The organism is Nocardia sp. NBC_01327, from assembly GCF_035958815.1.
In the GTDB taxonomy this organism is placed as follows: Bacteria; Actinomycetota; Actinomycetes; order Mycobacteriales; family Mycobacteriaceae; genus Nocardia.
This window is the reverse complement of the sequence record NZ_CP108383.1, coordinates 2,623,158-2,646,765: the sequence shown is the minus strand read 5'-3', so window position 1 is coordinate 2,646,765 and position 23,608 is coordinate 2,623,158. Positions and strand designations below refer to the sequence as shown.

Annotated in this window: 23 protein-coding genes; 8 read left to right on the top strand and 15 right to left on the bottom strand. The window is 66.7% G+C overall.

The genetic code is table 11. From position 1 onward, the window contains the following. Positions 1–23 precede the first annotated feature (23 nt). The 6 genes from OG326_RS11610 to OG326_RS11585 form a co-directional block, all read right to left on the bottom strand. Positions 24–1,091, bottom strand: a complete 1,068-nt coding sequence (locus OG326_RS11610; RefSeq protein ID WP_327144637.1) for an S-adenosylmethionine:tRNA ribosyltransferase-isomerase — start codon at positions 1,089–1,091, stop codon at positions 24–26. Beyond that, positions 1,088–1,774, bottom strand: a complete 687-nt coding sequence (locus OG326_RS11605) for an SDR family NAD(P)-dependent oxidoreductase (protein ID WP_327144636.1) — start codon at positions 1,772–1,774, stop codon at positions 1,088–1,090. Before OG326_RS11605 ends, OG326_RS11610 begins: the two co-directional genes overlap by 4 nt. An 86-nt stretch (positions 1,775–1,860) precedes the next feature. After that, on the bottom strand, positions 1,861–2,622 hold the full coding sequence (locus tag OG326_RS11600) for an ABC transporter permease (protein WP_327144635.1): 762 nt from the start codon (positions 2,620–2,622) through the stop codon (positions 1,861–1,863). Beyond that, positions 2,619–3,635 (bottom strand): ATP-binding cassette domain-containing protein, encoded by a 1,017-nt coding sequence (locus OG326_RS11595; protein ID WP_327144634.1) that lies wholly within the window; start codon positions 3,633–3,635, stop codon positions 2,619–2,621. The genes OG326_RS11600 and OG326_RS11595 overlap by 4 nt, the downstream gene beginning before the upstream one ends. A 55-nt stretch (positions 3,636–3,690) precedes the next feature. Next, positions 3,691–4,311, bottom strand: coding sequence for a PadR family transcriptional regulator (locus tag OG326_RS11590; RefSeq protein WP_327144633.1), 621 nt, complete (start codon positions 4,309–4,311; stop codon positions 3,691–3,693). A gap of 89 nt (positions 4,312–4,400) precedes the next feature. Beyond that, positions 4,401–5,693 carry an NAD(P)/FAD-dependent oxidoreductase gene (locus OG326_RS11585; protein WP_327144632.1) on the bottom strand — a complete coding sequence of 431 codons (1,293 nt, stop codon included), beginning with the start codon at positions 5,691–5,693 and terminating at the stop codon, positions 4,401–4,403. Between the two features lie 113 nt (positions 5,694–5,806). On the opposite strand from OG326_RS11585, the gene OG326_RS11580 reads away from it, so the two are divergent. Next, positions 5,807–6,664, top strand: a complete 858-nt coding sequence (locus tag OG326_RS11580) for a LysR family transcriptional regulator (RefSeq protein WP_327144631.1) — start codon at positions 5,807–5,809, stop codon at positions 6,662–6,664. Between the two features lie 48 nt (positions 6,665–6,712). Continuing rightward, entirely contained in the window at positions 6,713–7,150 is a 438-nt protein-coding gene (locus OG326_RS11575) for a DUF1707 domain-containing protein (RefSeq protein ID WP_327144630.1), read from the top strand. A 3-nt stretch (positions 7,151–7,153) separates the two neighbouring features. Here the strand turns inward: OG326_RS11575 and OG326_RS11570 are convergent, their stop codons facing one another. Next, positions 7,154–8,095, bottom strand: a complete 942-nt coding sequence (locus OG326_RS11570) for an aminoglycoside phosphotransferase family protein (protein WP_327144629.1) — start codon at positions 8,093–8,095, stop codon at positions 7,154–7,156. A gap of 100 nt (positions 8,096–8,195) precedes the next feature. Between OG326_RS11570 and OG326_RS11565 the strand changes: the two genes are divergently transcribed. Next, positions 8,196–9,230 carry a hypothetical protein gene (locus tag OG326_RS11565; protein ID WP_327144628.1) on the top strand — a complete coding sequence of 345 codons (1,035 nt, stop codon included), beginning with the start codon at positions 8,196–8,198 and terminating at the stop codon, positions 9,228–9,230. Between the two features lie 9 nt (positions 9,231–9,239). Here OG326_RS11565 and OG326_RS11560 read toward each other — a convergent pair whose 3' ends face one another. The 3 genes from OG326_RS11560 to OG326_RS11550 form a co-directional block, all read right to left on the bottom strand. Continuing rightward, complete coding sequence (locus tag OG326_RS11560) at positions 9,240–9,638, bottom strand: hypothetical protein (protein WP_327144627.1); 399 nt, start codon at positions 9,636–9,638, stop codon at positions 9,240–9,242. A gap of 219 nt (positions 9,639–9,857) precedes the next feature. Further along, on the bottom strand, positions 9,858–10,817 hold the full coding sequence (locus OG326_RS11555; protein ID WP_327144626.1) for an electron transfer flavoprotein subunit alpha/FixB family protein: 960 nt from the start codon (positions 10,815–10,817) through the stop codon (positions 9,858–9,860). 37 nt (positions 10,818–10,854) lie between these two features. Beyond that, positions 10,855–11,640 carry an electron transfer flavoprotein subunit beta/FixA family protein gene (locus OG326_RS11550; RefSeq protein WP_327144625.1) on the bottom strand — a complete coding sequence of 262 codons (786 nt, stop codon included), beginning with the start codon at positions 11,638–11,640 and terminating at the stop codon, positions 10,855–10,857. A 191-nt stretch (positions 11,641–11,831) separates the two neighbouring features. Between OG326_RS11550 and OG326_RS11545 the strand changes: the two genes are divergently transcribed. The 4 genes from OG326_RS11545 (at position 11,832) to OG326_RS11530 (ending at position 16,659) form a co-directional block, all read left to right on the top strand. Next, positions 11,832–12,614, top strand: a complete 783-nt coding sequence (locus tag OG326_RS11545) for a class I SAM-dependent methyltransferase (RefSeq protein WP_327144624.1) — start codon at positions 11,832–11,834, stop codon at positions 12,612–12,614. After that, positions 12,611–14,170 carry a glycoside hydrolase family 57 protein gene (locus OG326_RS11540; protein ID WP_327144623.1) on the top strand — a complete coding sequence of 520 codons (1,560 nt, stop codon included), beginning with the start codon at positions 12,611–12,613 and terminating at the stop codon, positions 14,168–14,170. Before OG326_RS11545 ends, OG326_RS11540 begins: the two co-directional genes overlap by 4 nt. Beyond that, on the top strand, positions 14,167–15,429 hold the full coding sequence (locus OG326_RS11535; protein ID WP_297621365.1) for a glycosyltransferase family 4 protein: 1,263 nt from the start codon (positions 14,167–14,169) through the stop codon (positions 15,427–15,429). Before OG326_RS11540 ends, OG326_RS11535 begins: the two co-directional genes overlap by 4 nt. A gap of 75 nt (positions 15,430–15,504) precedes the next feature. Further along, entirely contained in the window at positions 15,505–16,659 is a 1,155-nt protein-coding gene (locus OG326_RS11530) for a serine hydrolase domain-containing protein (protein ID WP_327144622.1), read from the top strand. Positions 16,660–16,698: 39 nt separating this feature from the next. On the opposite strand, the gene OG326_RS11525 is transcribed toward OG326_RS11530, so the two are convergent. The 5 genes from OG326_RS11525 to OG326_RS11505 are packed head-to-tail and all read right to left on the bottom strand — an operon-like array spanning position 16,699 to position 22,446. Continuing rightward, positions 16,699–17,478: an ABC transporter permease gene (locus OG326_RS11525; protein ID WP_327144621.1), complete on the bottom strand. Its 780-nt coding sequence runs from the start codon at positions 17,476–17,478 to the stop codon at positions 16,699–16,701. Next, a complete protein-coding gene (locus OG326_RS11520; protein ID WP_442790945.1) occupies positions 17,475–18,242 on the bottom strand; it encodes an ABC transporter ATP-binding protein in 768 nt (255 codons plus the stop codon). Before OG326_RS11520 ends, OG326_RS11525 begins: the two co-directional genes overlap by 4 nt. 10 nt (positions 18,243–18,252) lie before the next feature. Next, positions 18,253–19,422 (bottom strand): ABC transporter substrate-binding protein, encoded by a 1,170-nt coding sequence (locus OG326_RS11515; RefSeq protein WP_327144620.1) that lies wholly within the window; start codon positions 19,420–19,422, stop codon positions 18,253–18,255. Beyond that, the gene (locus OG326_RS11510; RefSeq protein WP_327144619.1) at positions 19,419–21,125 is read right to left on the bottom strand and encodes an FAD-binding oxidoreductase; all 1,707 of its coding nucleotides are present in this window, start codon (positions 21,123–21,125) and stop codon (positions 19,419–19,421) included. Before OG326_RS11510 ends, OG326_RS11515 begins: the two co-directional genes overlap by 4 nt. A 31-nt stretch (positions 21,126–21,156) precedes the next feature. Further along, on the bottom strand, positions 21,157–22,446 hold the full coding sequence (locus OG326_RS11505) for an amidohydrolase family protein (RefSeq protein ID WP_327144618.1): 1,290 nt from the start codon (positions 22,444–22,446) through the stop codon (positions 21,157–21,159). 173 nt (positions 22,447–22,619) lie between these two features. On the opposite strand from OG326_RS11505, the gene OG326_RS11500 reads away from it, so the two are divergent. Continuing rightward, positions 22,620–23,603, top strand: coding sequence for a LacI family DNA-binding transcriptional regulator (locus tag OG326_RS11500; protein ID WP_327144616.1), 984 nt, complete (start codon positions 22,620–22,622; stop codon positions 23,601–23,603). Positions 23,604–23,608: the final 5 nt, after the last annotated feature.

Genomic DNA, 23,608 nt, shown 5'->3' with positions numbered 1-23,608 from the left:
CGCAAAGGGCGAATTACGGAAGGCTACGCCACCGCGCGGCCCTCGTTCGCGCCGGGTCGGCTACGCAGGAGCAGGGCCGTATCGCCGAATTCGTGCCAGAGATAACCACCGTCGAGCGCGGCCCGATACGCCTGCCGAACCACCTCGGCTCCGGCCACCGCCTCGAGCAGATGCAGATGCGACGCACCGGGCGCATGCCAGCCGGTGATCAGCCCGTCGACCACACGGGTCGGGCGCTCACCGCCAAGTACCAGATCGGTCCAGCCCGATACCGGATGGACCAGATCATCAGCGCCGACGGCGGATTCGAGTGCCCGCGTCACGGTGGTTCCCACCGCCACCACCCGTCCGCCCGTCTCCCGGGTGAGATTCGCCAGCCGGGCGGTCAGTTCGGGAACCGCGAAGCGCTCCGGGCTGGGCGGCTCGCCCGATTCCGGCGAGGAAACACCCGTGTGCAGGGTGATCGACGCCAGGCCCACACCGCTTGCCACCAGCTCGGTCACCAGGGCATCGGTGAACGGTCTTCCGGCGCTGGGCATTTCCGCACTGCCCGGTTCCCGGCCGAAGACGGTTTGATAATAGGAGGCGGACCAGCGTTCGCGGACATACGAATACGTGATCGGCCGCCCGCTCCGGGCCAGCAGTCGGGGCACGTCGGTATCGATATCGGCGGTCCACAGGCGCTGGGCGTCCGGCAGCCACGGAGCACGCAGGGTGGCGCTGTGCCCGTCCGGAAGCCGTACGTGGGCACCGGGTTCCGGGTCGGCTCCGCGCCAGGGCGTGCCGCCCGGATCGCGCAGCTCGACCACCCAGCGGCCGTCGTCGAGCGGAGTCGAGAAGTGCAGCACCGCTTCTTCCCGGCCGTACCGAGCCGGTACGGCCGCAGTGACCATGGCCGAATTGTTCACCACCACAAGGTCTCCGGGATGCAGGAAGCCCGGCAGTTCCCGGAATCGGGCATGGGTCACGGCACCGTTCTCGCACACCATGAGCCGCACCTCGTCCCGCGCCAGTCCGCGCGCCTCCGGCGGGCTGGTCGCCGACAGCTCGTCGGGCAGGACGAACTCCACCGCCTCCATCCCCACCGTCATGACACCACCGGCAGTTCCGAGGCCAGATAGCGCCCGCTCGGCGGCCTGGTCTCGAGGAGGTGAAGCAGCGCGGGCACAACGGTTTCCGGCTCGGGACGGTCGGAGATGTCCTCCCCGGGGAATGCGGCCTGATGCATGGCGGTGCGCATATCCCCCGGATCGAAGGCGTAGATCCGCAGGTCCGGATTCTCGGCGGCCAGCACGGCCGTGAGCTGGTCCAGGGCGGCCTTGGAGGCGCCGTAACCACCCCAGCCCGGATACGCGCCCACCGCGGCATCGGAGCTGATGTTCACCACCGTCCCGGCGGCGGCCCGCACTGCGGGGAGGGCTGATTGCAGCACGGCCAGGGGTGCGATCACATTGGTATCCAGTACGGCGGTGAGTTCACCGATCGGATAGCGGTCCAGCGGCGGCAGCGGGCTGGGGCCGAGGGCGCTGGCATTGTTGATCAGCAGGTCCAGCGGGGCTGAGCCGAGGGCGGCGGCCAGTTCGTCCCGGTGCGCGGGATCGGCGATATCGCCTACCACCGCGCGGGCTCCGGTTGCGACGCGGACCTTGTCCAGCTCATCGCCGCCGCGTGCGGTGAGGATCAATTCCCATCCCTGTTCGGCGAGGGCGAGCGCGACGGCCCGGCCCAATCCCGCCGAGGCGCCCGTGATCAGGGCTCTTCTGTTCTTCGTCATGACTCCATCGTGAAACCTGAACCTCAGTTCAGGTCAAGGTCGTTCACTCGGAGCGAAGCCCGATGGCACGGCGAGCTGTCCTGCCGTCAGGCGTTTTCACGGGCGAAACTGCGGGCGCCTATCACCATGAGCACCAGAGCCAGGGCGATCGTGACCGTGGTCCCGACGTACACATCGGAGGAGCCGAAGTCACCGCGGAACAGCGCTCGCGCCGCATCGACGGTATGCGAGAAGGGATTCACCTTCGCGATGTCCTGCAGCCACTGCGGCCCGACGCTCATCGGCAGCAGAATGCCCGACAGCAGCATGATCGGCACCGACACCGAGTTGAGCACCGAGGCGAGAGTCCCCTCCTCCTTCGCCCACAGCCCCAGTGCGTACGACGCCGACGCCAGACCGGCCGCCATCACGGAGATCAGCAGCACCGACAGCACCAGCCCGAGCGGATCGGGCCGCAGATCGAATGCCAGCATTGCCACCGCGACCAGCACCAGCGCCTGCACGATCAGCACGACCATGTCCTTGAGGACACGGCCCAGGAGCAGAGCGCCACGCGCGGCGGGCGTCACCCGCTGCCGCTCGATCACACCCGACCGCAGCTCGGACACAATGGCGAACCCGGCGAACATGGCGCCGAACAGGCCGATCTGGATGACCAGCGCCGGAGTCAGGAGCTTCCACGGATCCGAACTCGCGCCGAAGGACGACGACACGCCCTTCACCAGCGGTCCGAACAGCACGAGATAGAGGATCGGCTGCGTCAATCCGATCATGACCCACACCGGATTTCGCAGATTCGATCGCAGCTGGGACCAGAACACCAGCCGGGTGTCGCGCACGAATGTCATGACTGGTTCCCTTCTCGCAGTGATCGTCCGGTGAGTGTGAGAAACACATCGTCGAGGCTGGGGCGTTTCACGGTGAGCGCGCCGGGGGTGATGCCGTTCTCGCCGAGCGCGCGCAGCAGCGGAACCACGGCCTCGTCACCCCGATCGACCGTGAGATGGACGAGAGACATTCCGGCACGGCCGTTTTCGCCGGTATTGAGACTATTTCGCACAGTAAGCACCGATTCGGCGATCTCCAGGGCGAGATCGGCACTGCCAGTGCCGATCTCGAGACTGATCACATCGCCGGAGATGCGGCGCTTGAGCTCGTCGGGCGTGCCCTCGGCGACAATGCCGCCGTGATCCATGACCAGCACCCGATCGCAGAGGGCGTCGGCCTCCTCCAGATAGTGGGTGGTCAGCACGACCGTGGTGCCCTCATCGCGCAGCCGCCGGATGTGCTCCCACAGATTCGCGCGGCTCTGCGGATCGAGCCCGGTGGTGGGCTCGTCCAGGTAGATCAGGAACGGGCGGTGAATCATGCCGAGGGCGATATCGACTCGCCGGCGCTGGCCGCCGGAGAGCTGACCGCACTTGCGCCGGCCCATGCCGTCGAACTCCAGGGCCTTGGACAGCTCCGCCGCATTGGCGACCGCTTCGGCCTTGGACAGACCGAAAAGCCTTGCCTGCAAGATCAATTCGTCCTCGACCAGTTCAGTATCCGAGGTCGAGCCGCCCTGCGGGACGTAGCCGATCCGGGAGCGCACGGTGCGCGGTGCACCACGCAGATCCGCACCGGCGACGGTGGCCTCGCCCGCGCTGGGCGCGAGCAGGGTGGCGATCATTCGCAGCGTAGTGGTCTTGCCCGCGCCGTTGGGGCCGAGCAGGCCGATGATCTCACCGTCGTACACATCGAAGTCGATACCGGTAACCGCTTGCACGGCACCGGTTTTGGATTTGAAGGTTCGAGCCAGACCGCGGACCCGGATCGCCGGTTCCGCGGAGTGGCGACGAGCCAGTGATGTCGTTTCCACATGTCTACCGTAGAAACGATCGGCGGCTTAGTCAAGCTTGACTATTAAGACTTGACTAATCAGCGAGCGGGGCAGGGATCATCGACCCGCCCATCCCCTCGCTCCACACATCCAGCTCACCGCTCTCGATGCGCCGCAGGGTTTTTCGCGACCACTCCAGATCCGCCCGGGTGTGATCGGCGGACAGTCGCACCGCATCGGCCACATGGAAGGGCTCCGACTCCTCGGGCTTCCCGCTGCCGGCGAGAATCCGCTGCTCCTCCCGCTCGAGGAAGACGATCGCCGCCTCGAACTTCAGAATCCGGCTGCGCAATGCCGCGACCACATCCTCCCGCGGCGCATGCGGGAACAAGGCCACCGTCGCGAAGTACGGATGCTTGAGCTGATCGGCATCGAACAGCGCATCCCGCAGCAGCTGCCCGAACTCCTTCTCCCCCTCCGCGGTCAGCCGATACGTCGTCCGCTCCGGCCGAGCCCCGTCCTGCCCCACCTCATCCACCGAGATCAGCGCATCGCGCTGCAATGTGTTCAAAGCCCCGTACACCGACCCGGGCTTCACATTCGCCCAGTCATCCGCATGCCAGGACAACAATTCGCGCCGCACGTCGTACCCGTGCACCGGTTGCAGCAGCCGCACCACCGACAGCACCAGCAACCGCGTTGTAGGAACAGCCATATTCGCAGGCTAGCAGCGGCACGAGCTGCGGCCGAACACGAAGGAGCCGCCCGGCGGGGACTGCCGGGCGGCTCATTTCGGGGCGCGGGTCAGGCGGCTCGGGGTTCGGCCTGATCCTTTGCCGCCGAGGTCTTCTGGACCTCGTTGAAGCCGGGGCGGCCGGTGCCGATGAAGGCGACCAGCCAGGAGAAGACGGCCGCGAAGCGGTTGCGGAAGCCGACGAGGTAGAACAGGTGCACCGCCAGCCAGGTGAACCAGGCGAGGGTGCCGGTGAACTTGATCTTGTCGTTCAGCTTGGTGACGGCGCTGAAACGGCTGATCACCGCCATGCTGCCCTTGTCCCAGTAGTTGAACTCGGTGGCGGCGTGCTTCTTGCCGCGAATGATGTCCGCGACGTGGCGGCCCTCCTGCATGGCGACCGGCGACTGGCCGGGGTAGCCCTTGAGGGAGGTCATATCGCCGATGGCGTAGATATCGGCGTGGCCGCCGACGGTGCAGTCCGGATTGATGAGAAGGCGTCCGGCCCTGTCGGTTTCGCAGCCGGTGGCCTCGGCCAGCAGTTGCGCGAAACCGCCCACGGCCACGCCCGCCGACCACACCACGGTCTCAGCGGCAATGCCGCGCTCCACACCGTCCTTGCTCTTGACGGTCACCTTGCCCTCGTCGATATCGGTGACGAAGGTGTCGACCAGCACCTCGACGCCGCTCTTGGTGAGCGACTTCTTGGTGTACTCCGACAGGCCGCCGCCGAACGGCGGCAGCACCACGCCCGCGCCCTCGACCAGGATCACCGAATCATCCTGGTGGTAGTACCTTTTCGCGAGCTCCTTGAGCTGGCCAGCGACCTCGACGCCCGTGGCGCCGGCGCCGACCACGACAAAGCTGAGCAGCCGGCGGCGGGTCTCCGGATCGGCGTCCTTGGCCTCGGTGAATACGCGGTCGATCTGCGCGCGCAGGTCCCGGGCATCGTCGATGGTCTTGAGCGAGTACGTCTTCTCGGCGAAATCGTCACGGCCGAAGTAGGACTGGCTGGCGCCGGTCGCCGCGATGAGCGAGCCGTAGCGGATCTTGCGCTGCCCCTCGGCGGTTTCATAGGTCAGCACGGCAGCCTCGGCGTCGATGGCGACGACCTTGCCGACACGGGTCTGACCGTTCTTGTGGTGCTTCAGGATGTTCTTGATGGGCGGTGCGATCTCATCGGAGGCCAGCACACCCGTCGCAACTTGGTAGAGCAGAGGCTGGAAGAGGTGTTCGGGGGTACTCGAAATAAGGACGTACGGAACTCCCGACTTATTGAGTTGCTTGGCGGCAGACAGCCCACCGAACCCCGAACCAACAATGACGACCTCGACGGTCTCGATACCCGCGTCCACACTCTGCATGACAGCCTCCTTCTCTCATGACTAACCGTAATTCGGAACGCAGTTGTTCCAGGGGTCAGGGCGCATAATCAATATGACTCTTATCTAGATCGATCATGAATGGGAGAAATGCCGTGGAGCTGCGACAGCTGGCCTACTTCGTCGCCGTCTGCGAGGAGCTCAGCTTCAGCCGCGCGGCCACGCGCTGCTTCATTTCGCAGTCGGCCATCAGCCACCAGATCGCGCGCCTGGAACGCGACCTCGGCGTACCCCTGTTCGAGCGGTCCACCCGGTCGGTCGTACCCACCGACGCGACCACTCGGCTACTTCCCCTTGCGAAGCAAATGCTGAGCCTGGAATCCGCCATTCGCGCAGCTGTAAGGGCCTCCGGGCCGCGGATTCGCCTGGCAGCCAATATGTCCTTCGCAACAAGATCGCTGTCCGCCATCGCCGGAGCACGCGAGGCGCATCCGGGTGCGGAGATCGAATTCGTCATCAAGCCCTTCCGCCAGCGCATTCAGGCGGTAGCGGACGGCGACTGTGATCTTGCTCTCATCCGAGGGAGTGTGGATCAGCCCGGACTGACCGTGGAGAAGCTCTGGGTGGAGGACTTGGTCATCGCCACCTCCACCGCGCACCCTCTCGCCGGACGCGACGACGCCACCCTCGCCGATCTCGGCGCGTACCCATTACTACTACCGCCCGAACTCGATCAGGTGCTGCTGCACAATGTCGTCCGCGCCGCCTTCGCCGATCTGCCCACCGGCCCGGCCTACGGTCCCCCCATCCCCCCGGACCACACCGCCACCATGGAACTGATCAACCGCCCCGACGCCTGGACCATCCTCTACGCCGACAGCCAAACCGAAGGCATAGCCATCCTCCGCCTCACCGGCAACCCCCTCCGCATCCCCGTCTCCGCCGTCATCCGCAGCGACATCCGCCCCTCCCCCATCCTCACCACCCTCCTCGCCGCCCTGCACTGCGCCTGAAAGCTATTGCAGCGACAGCGGAGCGGGCGGCGACTTACGCTGGCTGGTGTGAGCCAGGAGCACATGCGGGCGTCTGATGCTGATCGCGAGCAGATTGTCGCCAAACTCAAGACGGCCATGGATGACGGCAGGATCGATCTGCATGAATTCGATGAGCGACTGCAGCAGGTGTATGCGGCCAAGACCTATGGGGAGTTGGCGCCGGTGCTGTCCGACCTTCCCGTGCAACGGGTTTCCCGGTCTGGGGCGGGTGGCGGGAGCGGCGGGGGTGGGTTGCCGACCTGGGTGATCATTATGTGGATCCCGTGGGTGTTCGTGAATATTCTGTGCCTGGTCATCTGGCTGGCGACGGGTGCGGGGTACTTCTGGCCGTTCTGGGTGGCGGTGCCGTGGGGGCTGGCGCTGCTCATTCCGAGCACGATCGGCATTGTTGTCGGGCGGGACAGTAGCCGGACCGAGCGGGCGCGGGAACAGCACCGGCACTGAGGTTTACGCCAGGGCGGTCGCTACCGCCAGGTGCAGGCGCAGGTCCGTGGGGTTGTCGTCCTCGATCGCCCAGACGATCTCCTCCATCGACCGCATGAAGGCCCAGCCGTGTGCGCGGTCCGCCGAGACGTCCAGGGCCGCCGCGGTCCGGTTCACCACCGCGCGTGCGTGTTCGGCGACCGGAGCGCTCTGCACCTGGATCATCACCAGGAACCCCGCATCGAACGCGGCTTCACCCAGATACGCCTTGGGATCGATCAGCAGCCAGGGCTCCCGTTCCGCCGCAACGATATTGCCGAGATGTGTATCCCGATTGACGATGAGCAGCGGGCCGTCGGGCACCGCCAGCTCGCCACACCGTTCAACAGCGCGCTCCAGCAGCCGAGCCGGAATCACCTGCGATACAGCGGCTTCCGGGTCGGTGAACATTTCAGCCCACTGCTCCACCATGCCCGCCGCCGTGGGCAGTGCGGGATACCCCGCGGGGATTGCTTCCGGTTCCCGGCGCAGTCGCCGATACAGCGCGCACGCGAACTCGATCTTACCGACATTCTCGGCCCGGCCCTCCAGGCTCGGAAATCCCGGCTGCTCGAGCAGGGGTGTGCCGGGCCGCGCCCACTCCAGTAGTAAAGAGCTACTGGCGGAATCGAATTCGTACAGCCGCACTGCACCCTCACCGCGATAGCAGAACATTCCGGCCGCCTCGCCGCAGTTCTCCTCGTCCACGACCGGAACCTTCAACACCGCGAAAGATCCGTCGGCCCGCCGCACCGGCGCGACATAGGAATGCGTCCCGCCGCCGAATCCATCCCCCGCCACCTCGAGCTCCCAGGCCGTACACCGCTGCGCCACGACCCCCGGCAGATCCCGCAACCACTCACGACCGCGCACCCCGAATGCCGTGGCAATATTGTCGGAGACCTCCGGCGGCAGTGTGATCGACATCGAACCAGCCTGCCCGAAAACGCACCGGCCGAGCAATCCGGTGCCGTACACAAGGCGCTGCCTCGGCGGCACAGCCGGATCGACGCGATAGGGTCCGGCCGTGCAAGGGATGACAGATCAGCAGTTTCACGCCGCACTGACGGGGCTGGCCGCCGACTTCGGCGCGTGGGATCGCGCCGCGGTGGTCACGGCCTGCACCACAGCGGGCTGGACCGTGGACGATGACGACGAGATCGCCGATATCCCGGGGGCCGAGCGCGGCGGCTGGATGTCGGACAACGATCACCGGACCGATCCGGGCGCACCCGAATACGATGCCGTCGGCATGTACGTGGGACACGCCGAACCCGATCAGTTCCCGACCTATCTTGCCGCCGCGATCGAGGTGTGGGGTGAACCGTCGATGTTCGGCGGCAGCCGCAATGTCTTCGTGCGCTGGCGCGACAAGGTGACCTTCCGCGAGCTGTCCATGGACCACTCCGGCGAGATCAACCTGCGCGCGGCCTCGACCGAGGTGTTCGAGGAATGGGACTATCGCGCCTGGGATTTCGAGGACGACCTTACCGAGGTGCCCTTCACCTGGATGGGCGATAAGGACGGGCCCGGGATGGACGGGTTCGCCATGGGCGAGAAGGTCGTCTCGAACTGGGACGACGTCGCCGAAGCATTGAGGAACACCCTGCTCGACGTGCAATTGGGCATGTGGGCGCTGGGCACCGCCGATCCCGATCCGGAACTCGGGCCCGATCGGCTGGTGATCACGCTGCAGGCCGATACCGATCTCGACGAGGAGGACGAGCAGGACGACGAGGACCGGGACGCGAGCGCCGTCGACAGCGAGCTCAAGGTGCAGATCGTGCTGTACCCCGACACGCTCCTGCTGCTCGTCAGCGACGGCGACGAGTGGCAGGACGAGCTGACCGCCAAGGGTTTCAAGCCCTACGGCGACGGCGTCCAGGCCCGCGACTACACCGCCGACCCCACCGCCATCACCGAGGCCGCGCAGTTGACCGCGATCTTCCTGCGGCACTTCGGTTTCGAGTCACCCGGTGAGGTCACCCACGACTCCTGGCGGCACCCCAGCCCGTACTCCTACTTCACCCTGACCTGCGTGGGCGTCCCCGAATCATCCTGAGCGAGGACGTCAGGAGGCGGCCGGCGCCGCGGTCTCGTGCACCGATCGCCACTGATAGGTGCGGCCGTCCGTCATCAGCACCGCGGTCACCAGGCGGCCGGACCGCGCCTCGCCGACCACATTCTCGGCAACGAATCGGACCACGATGAGATTGCCGCTGCGGGCCAGCTCCTGTACGTCGGAGACCTCGATCTCCAACCCCGGCTGCACATTTCGCGCCGACCAGATCCCGGCCAGGAAGGTCTCCCGATCCACGGCCTGACCGGTGGTCACCACCGACGAGAACTGATTGTCCAGGGCAATGCCGATCCGGTCGAAGACCTTGGGCAGCGCATCGGACCCCAGCCACTCGGCCAGGTCCCAGTGCAGGGCGGCGACCACGTCGGTCACGTCGGGAATGGAAGACATACCGGCCATCTCGATCTCTGCGAGCCGATCGGCCCACACCGAAAGCCTAGATGAGCAGCCCGCACAGCCGCGCAGCCGCCACTCGAATCTAAAGCAAATTCGTTTCAGATATAGGCGTAACGAGCCTCCCGCACTGCCCCTGAAGTCCTGGGCGGAAATGCCAGTGGCCCCGGCTGTTTCCCAGCCGGGGCCACCGAATTGCGCTCAGCGCGAGGTGTTTCAGCCCTTGTGGGCCTTGACTGCCTCGGTCAGCTGGGGGGCGACGTTGAACAGGTCGCCGACGATGCCGTAATCGCTGATCTCGAAGATGGGGGCTTCCTCGTCCTTGTTGACAGCGACGATGGTCTTCGAGGTCTGCATGCCGGCGCGGTGCTGGATCGCGCCCGAGATGCCGAGGGCGATGTACAGCTGCGGGGAGACCGTCTTACCGGTCTGACCGACCTGGAACTGGCCCGGGTAGTAGCCCGAGTCGACAGCGGCACGCGAGGCGCCGACAGCGGCACCCAGCGCATCGGCCAGCGGCTCGATGACCTTGCCGAAGTTGTCGGCCGAGCCGACGCCACGGCCACCGGAGACCACGATCGCGGCCTCGGTCAGCTCGGGACGATCGCCACCGGCGTTCGGCTCACGCGAGACGACCTTGGTGACGCCCTCTTCCTGGGCGGGCACCTCGACGACGACCTTCTCGCCGGCGCCGGCCTGCGGGGCCGCCTCGACGGCGCCGGGGCGCACCGAGATGACCGGCACATCGCCGGTGGCCTTGGCGGCCACGGTGAACGCGCCACCGAAGATGGAGTGCTGCACGGTGCCATCGGCGTCGACCGCGATGACATCCACGAGCAGGCCGGAGCCGATGCGGGCGGCAAGGCGGCCCGACACCTCCTTGCCGTCGGCGGTGGCGGCGACCAGGATCGCGGCCGGAGTCGCGGACTCGGACAGCGCGGCCAGGACGTCGACCTTCGGGGTCACCAGGAAGCCTTCGGCCTCATCGGATTCCGCGACGTAGATCTTCTCGGCGCCGGCGGCGGCCAGCGCGTCGGCCAGCTTGTCGGCGGTGCCGGGGGTGGCAACGACGACAGCGGCCGGGGTGCCCAGGCCACGGGCGGCGGTGAGGAGTTCGGTGGTCACCTTCTTGGGTGCACCGTCAGCGTGCTCCACGAGCACCAGTACTTCTGCCATTGTTCTTTCTCCTGAAGTTCGTTGGGCTCGAGGGGCTTTAGATGATCTTCTGGCCGACCAGGTAGGTGGCGATCTGCTGGCCGCCCTCACCCTCGTCGACGATCTTCTCGCCCGCCGTGCGCGCCGGCTTCGGGGTCACACCGGTCACCTGGGTGCCGGCGTTCGCAACACCGACGGTCTCCGGGTCGACGCCCAGATCGGCCAGCGTGAAGGTCTGAACTTCCTTCTTCTTCGCGGCCATGATGCCCTTGAAGGAGGGGAAGCGCGGCTCGTTGATCTTCTCGGTGACCGAGACGATGGCCGGAAGCGTGGCCTCGAGCTTGAAAACGCCTTCGTCGGTCTCGCGCTCACCGGTGATGCGCTCGCCGTCGACAACCAGCTTGCGCAGGTGGGTCAGCTGCGGCAGACCGAGGTACTCGGCAATGATGGCCGGCACGGCGCCGGAGCGACCGTCGGTGGCCTCGTTACCGGCGATGACCAGTTCGATGCCCTCGATCTGGCCGAGAGCGGCGGCCAGCACGTAGGCGGTCTGCACGGCGTCGGAGCCGTGGATGGCGGCATCGTTGATGTGGATGGCCTTGTCGGCACCCATCGACAGCGCCTTGCGAATGGCCTCGGTGGCACGCTGCGGGCCCATGGCCAGCACGGTCACCTCGCCGCCCTGGGCCTCCTTGATCAGCAGCGCCTCTTCGACAGCGCGCTCGTTGATCTCGTCGAGGATGGCATCGGCGGCCTCGCGGTCCAGGGTGTAGTCACCATCGGTCAGCTTGCGCTCGGACCAGGTGTCAGGAACCTGCTTGATCAGTACGACGATGTTAGGCATGGGTCTTCGTCGACCTCCTGTTCTGATGGCACGGGTGTGGCGGTCGCACGATCGACTGGCCGTACGTCCACAAGTAGCTCGCGATGGAGATTACCCTACGTTAAGTTACTCACCGGTAACTTAGGCTGTGATCTTCTCCATCAACAGATCCGGCTGCTGCTGTGATATGGGCAACCGCTAACGTCGATCCAATGAGCGAGGCCGTGATACCCACCGAAAACCACACCGATCCCCTGCCTTTGACCGGTGAACGGACGGTGCCCGGAATCGCCGAGGAGAACTACTGGTTCCGTCGGCACGAGATCGCCTATGTGCGCCTGCTGGAGCACTGCGCCGGAAAGACCGTGCTGGAAGCGGGATCCGGAGAAGGCTACGGCGCCAATATGATCGCCGGGGTCGCCGCGCGCGTGATCGGCCTCGACTACGACGACAGCGCCGTGGCACACGTGCGTTCCAAGTACCCGGCCGTGGAAATGATCCAGGGCAATCTGGCCGCACTGCCGCTCGAGGACGAATCCGTCGACGTCGTGGTGAATTTCCAGGTCATCGAGCATCTTTGGGATCAGGCGCAGTTCGTTCGCGAATGCCTGCGGGTGCTGAAGCCGGGCGGCAAGCTGCTGATCAGCACGCCCAACCGGATCACCTTCTCCCCCGGCCGCGACACCCCGCTCAACCCGTTCCACACCCGCGAGCTCAATGCCGCCGAGCTGACCGAACTGTGCGTCGAGGCCGGTTTCCAGGTGGAACTCATGGCGGGTGTCTTCCACGGCGCGGCACTGGTCGCGCTGGACGAGAAGTGGGGCGGCTCGATCATCGACGCGCAGATCGAGCGCGCGCTCGCGGGTGAGCCGTGGCCCGCCGATCTGACCGCCGATGTGGCCGCCGTGCGCACCGATGATTTCGCGCTGCTCGCGGACACCGAATCCGATATCGACGCCAGCCTCGATCTGGTCGCCATCGCGGTGAAACCGTGAGTGGCAAGCAATCTCCCGTACCGGGCCAGTTCACACTGGTCCTGCACTCCCATCTGCCGTGGCTGGCGCATCACGGTCGCTGGCCGGTCGGCGAGGAATGGCTCTACCAATCCTGGGCGGCGTCTTACCTTCCCGTGGCGAAGGTTCTGAGAACCCTTGCGGCAGAAGGACGTTCACACCTGCTGAGCCTGGGCATCACGCCGGTGCTCGCGGCGCAGCTGGATGACCCGCACAGCCTCTCGGCCATGCACCACTGGCTGGGCAATTGGCAGCTGCGGGCCGACGAGGCCGCCATGTCGGGCAATGTCGCGCTGGGCAGCCATGAGCATCGGCTGGCCGGCGAGGCCCTCAGCGACTTCGAAACCCGATGGCGGCACGGTGCGTCACCGGTGTGGCGCGAGCTCATCGATGCCGAGGCCATCGAATTGCTGGGCGGGCCGCTGGCGCATCCGTTCCAGCCGCTGCTGGACGAGCGGCTGCGCAGCTACCAGCTCCGCGAGGGACTGGCCGACGCACAGCAGCGCTGGGGCACCACGCCCACCGGAATCTGGGCGCCCGAATGCGGTTTCACGCCCGGAATGGAACATGGTTACGCCGCCGCCGGTGTGACCCATTTCATGGTGGACGGTCCCGCGCTGCGCGGCGACACCACGCTCGGGCGACCGGTGTGGGATTCGGATGTGGTGGCGTTCGGACGCGATCTGCAGGTCAGTTATCGGGTGTGGTCGCCGAAATCCGGGTATCCGGGGCATGCCGCCTACCGTGATTTCCATCACTATGATCACGCCACGGGCCTCAAACCGTCGCGGGTGACCGGCAAGACCGTCGAGGGTGCGGACAAGGCGCCCTACGATCCGCAGCTCGCCGCCGCGGCCGTGCGGCAGGATGTCGCCGACTTCGTGGCGACCGTGCGCGAGCGGCTCATTGCCGAGTCCGCGCGAATCGGCCGGGGAGCCCTGGTCGTAGCGGCATTCGACACCGAGCTCTTCGGGCACTGGTGGCACGAGGGACCGCAGTGGCTCGAGCAGGTGCTGCGCGCGCTGCCCGAGGCGGGCATCACCGTCGGCACGCTCGCCGATGCCCGGGCCAATGGGTATGTCGGAGAATCCGTGCAGCTCAGCGACTCGTCCTGGGGTTCGGGCAAGGATTGGCGCGTCTGGGCCGGGGATCAGGTGTCCGATCTGGTCGAGCTCAATGCCGAGATCGTCCGGCTGGCGCTGGACACCCTGGACAAGATGCATGTCGAAACCGGTTCCGGCAGTGGCGAATTCGCGGTCGGTGGGCTGCGTAACCGGGTCGCCGATCAACTGCTGCGCGAGGCGATTCTGACCGTCTCCAGCGACTGGGCCTTCATGGTCTCGAAGGATTCGGCGGCCGGCTACGCGCGTGACCGAGCCCATGAACACGCCCACGCGGTGCGCGAGATCGCAGCCGCCGTCGCCGGTGGACAACTCGCCAAAGCAGAGCAGTTGGCGGCAGGATGGTACGCGGCCGACGGATTCTTCCCAGCGCTCGATGCGCGCCGGCTCGGCCCCGCCTCAGAAGGACCCCAATGAAGATCTTGATGGTGTCGTGGGAGTACCCACCCGTCGTAGTCGGTGGGCTGGGCCGTCACGTCCATCACCTGGCCACGGAGCTGGCCGCCGCCGGGCACGAAGTGGTCGTGCTGGCCCGGCGGCCCATGGGCAGCGATGCCACCACGCACCCGACGCACTCGTTCATCGAGGACGGGGTGCTGGTGGTCGCGGTCGCCGAGGACCCGCCGTGCTTCGATTTCGGCGAGGACATGCTGGCCTGGACCCTGGCCATGGGTCACGCCATGGTGCGGGCCGGTATCGCGCTCAACAAGCCGGGCATCGGCGAGGGCTGGACGCCGGATGTGGTGCACGCGCACGACTGGCTGGTCGCGCATCCGGGCATCACCCTGGCCGAGCACTACGACGTTCCGCTGGTCTCGACCATTCACGCCACCGAGGCCGGACGGCACAGCGGCTGGGTGTCCGGCCGGGTGAACAAGCAGGTGCATTCGGTCGAGTGGTGGCTGGCGCACGACTCCGATGCGCTCATCACCTGTTCGGCATCCATGAAGGACGAGGTCGAACGGCTGTACACGCCGGAGCGGACACCGGTCACGGTGATTCGCAATGGCATCGACGTGAGTTCCTGGACCTTCCGCGAACGCGCGCCCCGCTCGGGTCCGCCGCGGCTGCTCTATGTCGGCAGGCTCGAATACGAGAAGGGTGTGCAGGACGCGATCGCCGCGCTGCCGCGTATTCGCAAGGCGCATCCGGGCGCGACCCTCACCATTGCCGGTATCGGCACCCAGATCGATTGGCTGCGTGAGCGCGCCCGCGCCCATCGGGTCGCGCGGGCCGTGAATTTTGTCGGACGGCTGGACCATACGGATCTGCTCGGCTGGCTGCACAGCGCCGACGCGATCGTGCTGCCGAGCCGCTACGAGCCCTTCGGCATCGTGGCCCTGGAAGCCGCCGCCGCGGGTACCCCCCTGGTCACCTCGACCGCCGGTGGTCTCGGCGATCTGGTCACCGACGGCGTCACCGGCGCGTCCTTCGAGCCCGCCGATGTGAACGGCATCGTCGACGCCGTCCGCACCGTCCTCGACGATCCCGCCGCGGCGCAGGATCGCGCCTGGGCCGCCCGCGAACGCCTCACCGCCGATTTCGCCTGGGATGTGGTGGCGCAGGAGACCGCACTGGTCTATCAGTCCGCCAAACGCGGAGTGCGCAACCCGATGGGTCGCCCGGTCATCGTGGAACGTCCACTGCCGGAACGGGATCCGAACCAGCCGTACTGAACCGACACGCCGAACCGGTAGCGGTTCGCAAGGCACACCCTTTTGCCTTGAATTAGAACGTGTTCTAATTCAAGGGTGGGTGCATACGTCACGGGCCATACCGATCCGGCGTTCCAGGCGGTGCGCGAAGTCTTCGAATCGAGCTTCGCAGACGGGCAGAATGTCGGCGGCGCGGTCGCGGTGTACGTGCGGGGCCGGCCGGTGGTCGACCTGTGGGGCGGCCTCGCGGACTCCCGGACCGGAAGCGCATGGGAGCGAGATACGCCCTGTATTGCCTTCTCGTGCACCAAGGCTGTCACCGCGACGGCCGCGCTCATGGTCGCCGCGGAACACGGCATCGCGATGGATGACCCGGTGGCTCGGTGGTGGAACGAATACGGCTGCGCCGGAAAGGAATCCACGACCACCGCGGATCTGCTGACTCATCGCGCAGGCGTGCCCGCATTCGATCGGACGATCGATGCGACCGCAGCCGCCGATGCGGCGGGAATGGCGGCGCTGCTGGCCGCGCAGGCCCCGGAGTGGGCGCCCGGAACTCAGCACGGTTATCACGCACTGACTTTCGGCTGGCTCGTCGGCGAATTGGTTCGGCGCCATACCGATTCGACCGTGGGCGAGTTCACGCACCGGCGTATCTCCCCGAATCTGCATATCGGTGCGGATGCGGGCGTCCGTGCGCGAGCGGCACGCTCGGAGTTTCCTCCCGCCGAACAGCAGGTATGGCAGGCCGAAGCTGAGGGCATCGACGCCGGCACCGTCGCCCGGATGTCGGCGGCCTATCGCGATCCGCAATCGAGGATCTTGCGCGCCGTCGCAAGCCCCTTCGGCTCCTACAACAGTCCTGCGGTGCTGGCGGGCGGCTGGCCCGGCACCGGTCTGGTCACGACGGCCCGCGCACTGGCCGGGTTCTATCGCGCGCTGGTGCAAGGCCGATTGCTGCCGCCGAGCCTGCTGCGGGACGCAACTCGTGAACGCGCCCGCGGTACCGACGCCGTGCTCGAATTGGAGAGCGCCTACGGTCTCGGGTACATGCTGCCGTCGCAGAACTTCATCGTCCCGGAGTCGGCGCGCGCCACTGTCTTCGGCCATCCGGGTGCGGGCGGATCGGTCGGCCTCGGAGATCTGGAGAATCAGGTCGCGTTCGCCTTCATCCCCAATCTGCGGCGCGACTGGCTGGCCGGCGACCGTCGGGCCTACCGGCTCATCGAGGCCGTGTACGCGGCGCTGTGAGAACTGTTGTGCCCTGCGGACTTTCGAGGGGTGCGGGCTTCACTGGCGGGTGGGCTGGTACCACTTGCCGACCACTAGTTTCGAGAGCCAGCCGAAGAGGACGAAGACCGCTACGCCCAGGAGTGAGGCGATGATGATGGCGGCGAAGAGTTGGGGGGATTGCAGGCGGGCGCGGTAGGTGTCGATGAGGACGCCTATGCCGGGTTGGCCTTGTTTGAAGAAGACGTCGCCGACTATGGCGCCTACGACGGAGAGGCCGGCGGAGATGCGCAGGCCGGCGAAGATCGCGGGCATGGCGGCGGGGAAGTCGAGTTTGCGCAGGCGGGTGAGGGTTCCGGTGTGGTGTAGGGCGAACAGGTCTCGGTGGGCGGCGTCTACGGATTTCAGGCCGAAGACGGTGTTGGAGACGATCGGGAACAGGGCGATGAGGACGCAGACCAGGACTCGGGCATTGAAGCCGAAGCCGAACCAGAAGCCGATCAGCGGGACCAGCGCCAGGATCGGGATGCACTGCAGGACAACCGCGTAGGGGAAGAGTGCGGTTTCGGCCCAGCGGAACTGGGACATCAGCGTCGCCCAGGCGATGCCCAGGACCGCGGCGATGGCGAGGCCGGTGAGGGCGACAATGGTGGTGCGGCCCAGGGCATCCCACATCTGATCGGAGTGGGCGCCGAAGACGCCCTGGGTGAGCACCTGCTGCGGGGGTGGCATGAGGAAACGGCGGGACGGGGCCAGGACCACGTAGGCGATGAGGTACCAGCAGCCGAGCAGCGCCGACAGGACTGCCACCGGGGCGAGCACACGGGAGGGGCGCTTCATTTGTGTCCTCCTCGGAGCAGATCGCTGATGTGCGCGGCAATGTCATTGAATTCGGGGGTGAATCGCAGCGCACGCTCGCGGGGGTGATCGAACGGGATGGGAATATCCGCGAGGACCCTGCCCGGGCGGCCGGACATGACCACGACGCGGGTGGAGAGGTAGACCGCCTCGGCGACCGAGTGAGTGACGAACAGGCCCGCGAATCGCCTGTCCGCGAAGAGTTTCGCGGTCTCGTCATTGAGGTGTTCGCGGGTGATCTCGTCCAGCGCGCCGAACGGTTCGTCGAAGAGGAACAGTTCGGGGTCGGAGGTGAGGGCGCGGGCCACCGAGACTCGCATGCGCATACCGCCGGACAGCATGTGCGGCAGGTGATCTGCGAATCCGGTGAGGCCCACACTGTCGATGGCGCGGTCCGCCCGGCTGATGCGTTCGGCGCGGTCGAGCTTGTCGAGTTCGCCTGGCAGAGCGACATTCTGGCGGACCGTCCGCCAGGGCAGCAGGGTGGCGTCCTGGAAGACGAATCCGATGCGACGCGCCTGGATGCGCGCGTGACCGGCGGTGAGGGATTGCAGTCCGGCCGCCACCCGCAGCAGCGTGGACTTCCCGCAGCCGGACGGGCCGACAATACTGACGAATTCGCCTGCGCGGACGGCCAAATCGACCTGTTCGAGCGCGGGGATGCCGTTGCCGAACACCACCGCCGCCTGATCGAATCCGACGAGTTCCGGTCCGAGATCGGCCCGGACACGCTGCATGGTGGTCATGTCTCGAACCTCACTTGGTCAATCCGATTGCCGGATCGATGAATTCATTGGTGGCCAGCACGGCGGGGGTGAGCGTGCCCGCCATGGAGACGCCGCCCGAGGCGAAGATCGGCTTGGTGATGTCGAGGATCTTGGCGACGCGGGCCTGGTCGAAATCGCCTATGGCGGAGCCGGTTCCATTGCCGACGATGCCGTCCGCCAGCATGGACTTCACCGCGAACTTGGCATTGTCGTCGTCGTAGGCCCAGCCGGTGTTGTAGGCCGAGACCGCGTCGACGATGACCTTGTTCGCGGCATCCGGCGAACCGAGGAAGTCGACCTGGCTGCGCTGCAGGACCGGGACGAGCTTCTTCAGGCAGGCCGATTCGCTCGCCAGGTCACCGGTGCGCACGGCCACGGTCGACTTGTAGGTGGGGAAGCCCGCGTCGGCGACGAGCTGGTAGGCCACCGGCTTGTTCCACGCCTGTACCTGGTGCTCGTACACGTACGGCTCGGTGCTGGAGAAGCCCTGCTGTGCCGCTTTCCCGCCTGCCGCAACAAAATACGAGGGTGTGCCGTCGTAGCTGGAATCGACCTGACCCTTGTCGAGAATGCCGGAGCCGGTCAGATAGTCCATGTACGCCTCGCCCTGGAAGTACAGCACCTTGGCCTTGGTGGCCTTGAGATCGGCGATGGTCTTGACCTGCGGGTAGGTGGCCGGATCCCACATGATCATCTGCGGGCTCTTGACCATCGGCGCGAAGACGCTGGTCACCGGCGCGGAGGACGAGGTGGAGACCGCCTGCTCGGTGTCCACCGAGCCGAGCATGATGTCGTGGTCCTGATACATGCGCGACATGACCGGCTGGAAGCCGATTGCCGGTCCGCCGGCGCGGATTTCGATATCCACGCCGGTGTATTCACCGTGCGAGAACAGCGGGCCGCTGACAGACTTGCTCCCGGCGTCGATCTTCGGGTGCGCGCTGACCAGGTTGTAGAGAAAACCGAACTCCGACTCCGGATTCCAGCCGCTCTGCACGACGATCTTGGCCGGGCAGACATCCTTCAGATTCACCGAGCCGATCGGCCCTGTGAATCCGGAAGCCGCGGTGCTGTCGGAGGAAGAGGAACACGCGGCCAGTGAGCCGACCGCGGCAATGGCCAGAGCGGCTGCGCCTGCCCGGCTCCACCACGCGGTCATCGAACCTGCTCCACAGTCTGTGCGGGCGCGGCGATCTCGGCAGGCGCGACAGCCTGCGCGGTCGGGGCAGTCTGGCCGGGCGGAGCGGTCTGGATCGTTGCGGCAGTCTCGGCGGGCGCGGCAATCTCGGCGGGCGCGGCAATCTCGGCGGGCGCGGCAGTTTGGGCGGGCGCGGCAGTTTGGGCGGTGGCAGCAGTCTCGGCGGGCGCGACAGTCTCGACAGCCGCGACAGGCGCGAGAGTTTGAGCGGACGCAGCAGTCTCGACAGGCGCTGTAGTTTGGGCGGGCGCGGCGGAGTCGGTGAGGCTGTAGGACCAGCCGCTGTTGGGGAGCTGGGTGGAGAGGGTGACCTCGTCTTCTACCTCGTCGTCGGATTTGCCTTGGGCGAGAAGGCGATGCGGGTCGACGCGGCGTTTGAATTCGGCTTCGGCCTGCGCCCACGGCTTCATTCCGCTGGCGAGCAGTGTCGGGGTGTGCGTGTTCGCGATCACGAGCCCGGCCTCCTGGAGCCGGCGGGTGACTTCGGCCAGGTGTTCCTGACTCTGGAAGTCCCACACCGGAGATCCCTGTGCGGACAGTCCGCCGTCGAAGCGCTTCATCTCCACGTGGGTCGGGCCCAGATCGGCGAACTCCTCGCAGACCTTCATGATCGATTCGTAGAGGCCGTCCTGCGGGTACAGCGCGAGCAGGCCGATGAGACTGCGATTCTTGCGCTGGAAATGCATCATCGAATGGCCCCACGTGTATTCGTAGAGCGGCAGCCGGTACGGGCCCGCCTCCTCCTCGGAGCGATTGCGAATCTCGCCGCCATTGTCGGCCACCAGATCCGCCACATTGGGCATGCTCTGCTCGGCGGCCATCATGAGCACCATCGAATGCCCCTCCGGGACGAACCGCGCCAGGTCGGGGTAGAGCGCAGGCAGCGGATGCTGTTGCGGGGACACCACTTTCTTCAGGACGCCCTCGCTCTTGCAGACGTCGATGGAGAAGCGGACGGCCTGGGAGAATTCGGGGAAGGAGATGATCAGCTCCTGCCACTTCCAGGCGGGCGCGGTCGGCAATTCCACCTCGGTGATGATCCCGGTGGCGCCGTACGCGTGATGCGCGATATTGACGTCGTCGCCGATCAACTCGATCAGCTGCGGCTCCTCCTCCACCGTCATGACCTCGATGGCGGTGATATTGCCGCGGTCGCGCAGAATTCCCCACTGGCAACTGCCGATTCCGGCGTGACCGCCCGCGACGAAGCCGCCGATGGTGGCCTTGCGGGTGGTGGAGGGATGCATGCGCAATTCCCAGCCGGTGGGCCGGATTTCGGCGTCGATATCGGTGATGAGCGTGCCGCACAGGGCCCGGACGGTGCCGAACTTCTGACCGACGACGCCCACGATGCCGGTGACATCGATGACCGCACCACCGGTCAGCGGAACGCCCTGACCGAACTGGCCGGTGCCCCCGCCTCGAATGGTGATCGGAATGCGATGGCGCGCACAGGAAGCCACGACGGTGCGCAGTTCTTCCTTGGAGGTCGGGGCGATGTAGATATCGGCGAGCAGGCCGCGCATGACCTCGCGCAGCAGTGGGCTCTGCGCGAAGCGGTCCCGGCTCTTGGCGCGCAGTATGCGCTCGTCCACCGAATGCTCGATCTCACCCAGGTCGGCGACAAGACTCTCGATCGGTGAGAAATCGACGGATGCGGACATGGTTGTTCTCCTTCTTCCTGGCAGGAATGGTTCAGACGGCGCTGTACAGGCGGGAAACCCGCGCGCCGCAGTCTTTTTCGAGGGCCCGGTCACGATCGGCGGTGCCGCCGCTGACGCGCTGACCGCCCACGTACACATCGGTGATATCGGCCGCCGAGAGTGAGAGCACCGCGAACGGCCACAGTTCCGCGGCCGGCAGGTGGGTGTACGGCGCGGGCGGATCGCAGACCACAAAATCGGCGGCCTTGCCGACCTCGAGGCTGCCCGCGAGATGACCGACGCCGAGCACGGCGGCGCTGTCGAGGGTGTGCATGCGCAGCACCGTGCGGGCATCGAGCACGACCGGGTCCTGCGCCGCGGCGCGCAGCAGGTAGAGGCCGGTGCGCATGTTCTGGAAGGGATCGGCGGTATCGGCGCTGGCCTGACCGTCGACGCCCATGCCGATGCGCAGACCGGCGGCGCGATAGCCCGGAATATCAGCGATGCCGGAGCCGAGGCGTCCGTTGGAGAGCGGATTCCAGACCATGGCCGCACCGGCGCGGGCGGCGGTATCGCGAATATGCGGAGTGGTGTGGATGAAGTGCGCGAAGACGGTGTCGGGGCCGAGGCGATCGGCGGCCACCAGGTCGTCGAACGAATGCTGTTGTTCGGCAGCCACTGTCGGGTCCTCGAGATAGTGCGCGTGCAGGCCGAGGCCGAGCTCGCGCAGGATCTCGCTCTCGCGGCGCATCTGCTCGACGCTGTGCAGGGCGGTGGTGTTCACCGAGATCGCGGGCAGGCGATGCCGGTCCTCGGCGATGAGGTGCATGAATTTGTCCAGCTCACTGAGGCGTTCGTCGGCCGAGAGCCACAGCGGGGGCGAGAACGAGTACACCGTCCGCTGCGGGCCGTCGAGCGCCGCCTGCCACTGTTCGGCGGGGCCGCCGCCGAACTCGTGAGTGTGATTGCACACCAGGGTGATTCCGTGGCGCAGCAGATCGTGCTGGCCGTGCCTGGTGAAGGCATACATATCGCCCGGTTCCATGGCCGCGCCGAATCGCTTGTGCAGCTTGCCGATCCAGCCCATGGTCGAGCAGCCGTCGGCGACGCCGCGGAAGACGCTCTGCCACAGGTGACTGTGCGCGGAGACGAATCCCGGGAAGACCAGGGCGCCGCCGAGATCGACGATGGCCTCCTGTTCGGACCGCGGGCGGTAGTCGCCCGCGCCGGTCTCGAGGAGAATTCCCGCCTCATCGGCCACGAGGTAGCCACGGTAGGGATCGAGGCTTTCGTCGTGCACCGGAAAGACGACGGCGTCGGTGAACACGGTGCGATGGGCCATCTGCTGCCTCCGATCCTGGATGCCAAAACGTTTCAGCACCTGTGCGAAACAGCTTGCGCGCCGCAGATTTCGTGGGCGTGAACGCGCTTTACGACCGTGTTGCAAAAACGTTTTGGCAGAGCGTGTAGCATCGGGCAGCGAGTTCGCCAACGCATCGAGATGAGGAGATACCGGTGGCCGGTTCCCGACCCACCATTCGCGATGTCGCGGGGGCCGCCGGAGTATCGGTCGCCACCGTCTCGCACGCCCTGAACGGCAAGGGCCGCATCGACAGCCGCACCCGGGAACGCATTCAGCAGGTCGCCGCCGACCTCGGATACCAGGCCGACCCCCGGGCCCGCGCGCTGCGCACCGGCGCGGGCAATACCCTCGCCATTGTCGCCTCGCTCATGTCCGATGAGAGCGCCGACCGCGACAGCCGGCTCGACTGGTACATGCGCACCGCCGTGGCCGCGGCCGCGGAAAGCCTCGCCCAGGGGTATGCGCTCACCCTCGTTCCGCCTTCGGATCAACAGAATTGGGTGCAGAACCTCAGTGTGGACGGCATCCTGCTCGTCGATCCGGATCCCGACGACGGACTGGTCACCGCGCTCGTCGACCGCGACCTCCCCGTGGTGCTGATCAGCGGAGATACCGAAAGACAGGATGTGGCAACGGTTTCCCTCGATCGCGGCAGCGCGGTGGAGTGCGCCATGAGCCATTTCCTGGCACGCGGATACACCCGCCCCGCCCTCATCGTCGACTCCAGCCGCCGCCAGACCGCCGCCGGAACGCACCGCGCCTTCCTGGATTGGTGTGCCCACCAGGGCATTCCGCCACGAGTGGCAATCGCGGACGCCGGCGATGCCCGCGTCGCGGCCGGCCACCAGGCCGCCACCGACCTCCTGCGACGCTTCCCCGACACCGACTGTGTTTATGCCCCACTGGATTCGATCGCCCGAGGCGTCTCCACAGCCCTGACCGCAACCGGCCGCCCCATCGCCCTGATCACCGCCGACGGCATGATCGCCCGCCTGAGCCACCCGCCGCTCACCGCGGTGGACACCAAGCGCGAGGAACAGGCCGTCGCGGCGACCCGCCTGCTCATCGCCCAGATCCGCACCGGAATCCGGCCGCCCTCAGAGGTTTTCACCGCCGAACTCATAGTCCGCGACTGAGCGGG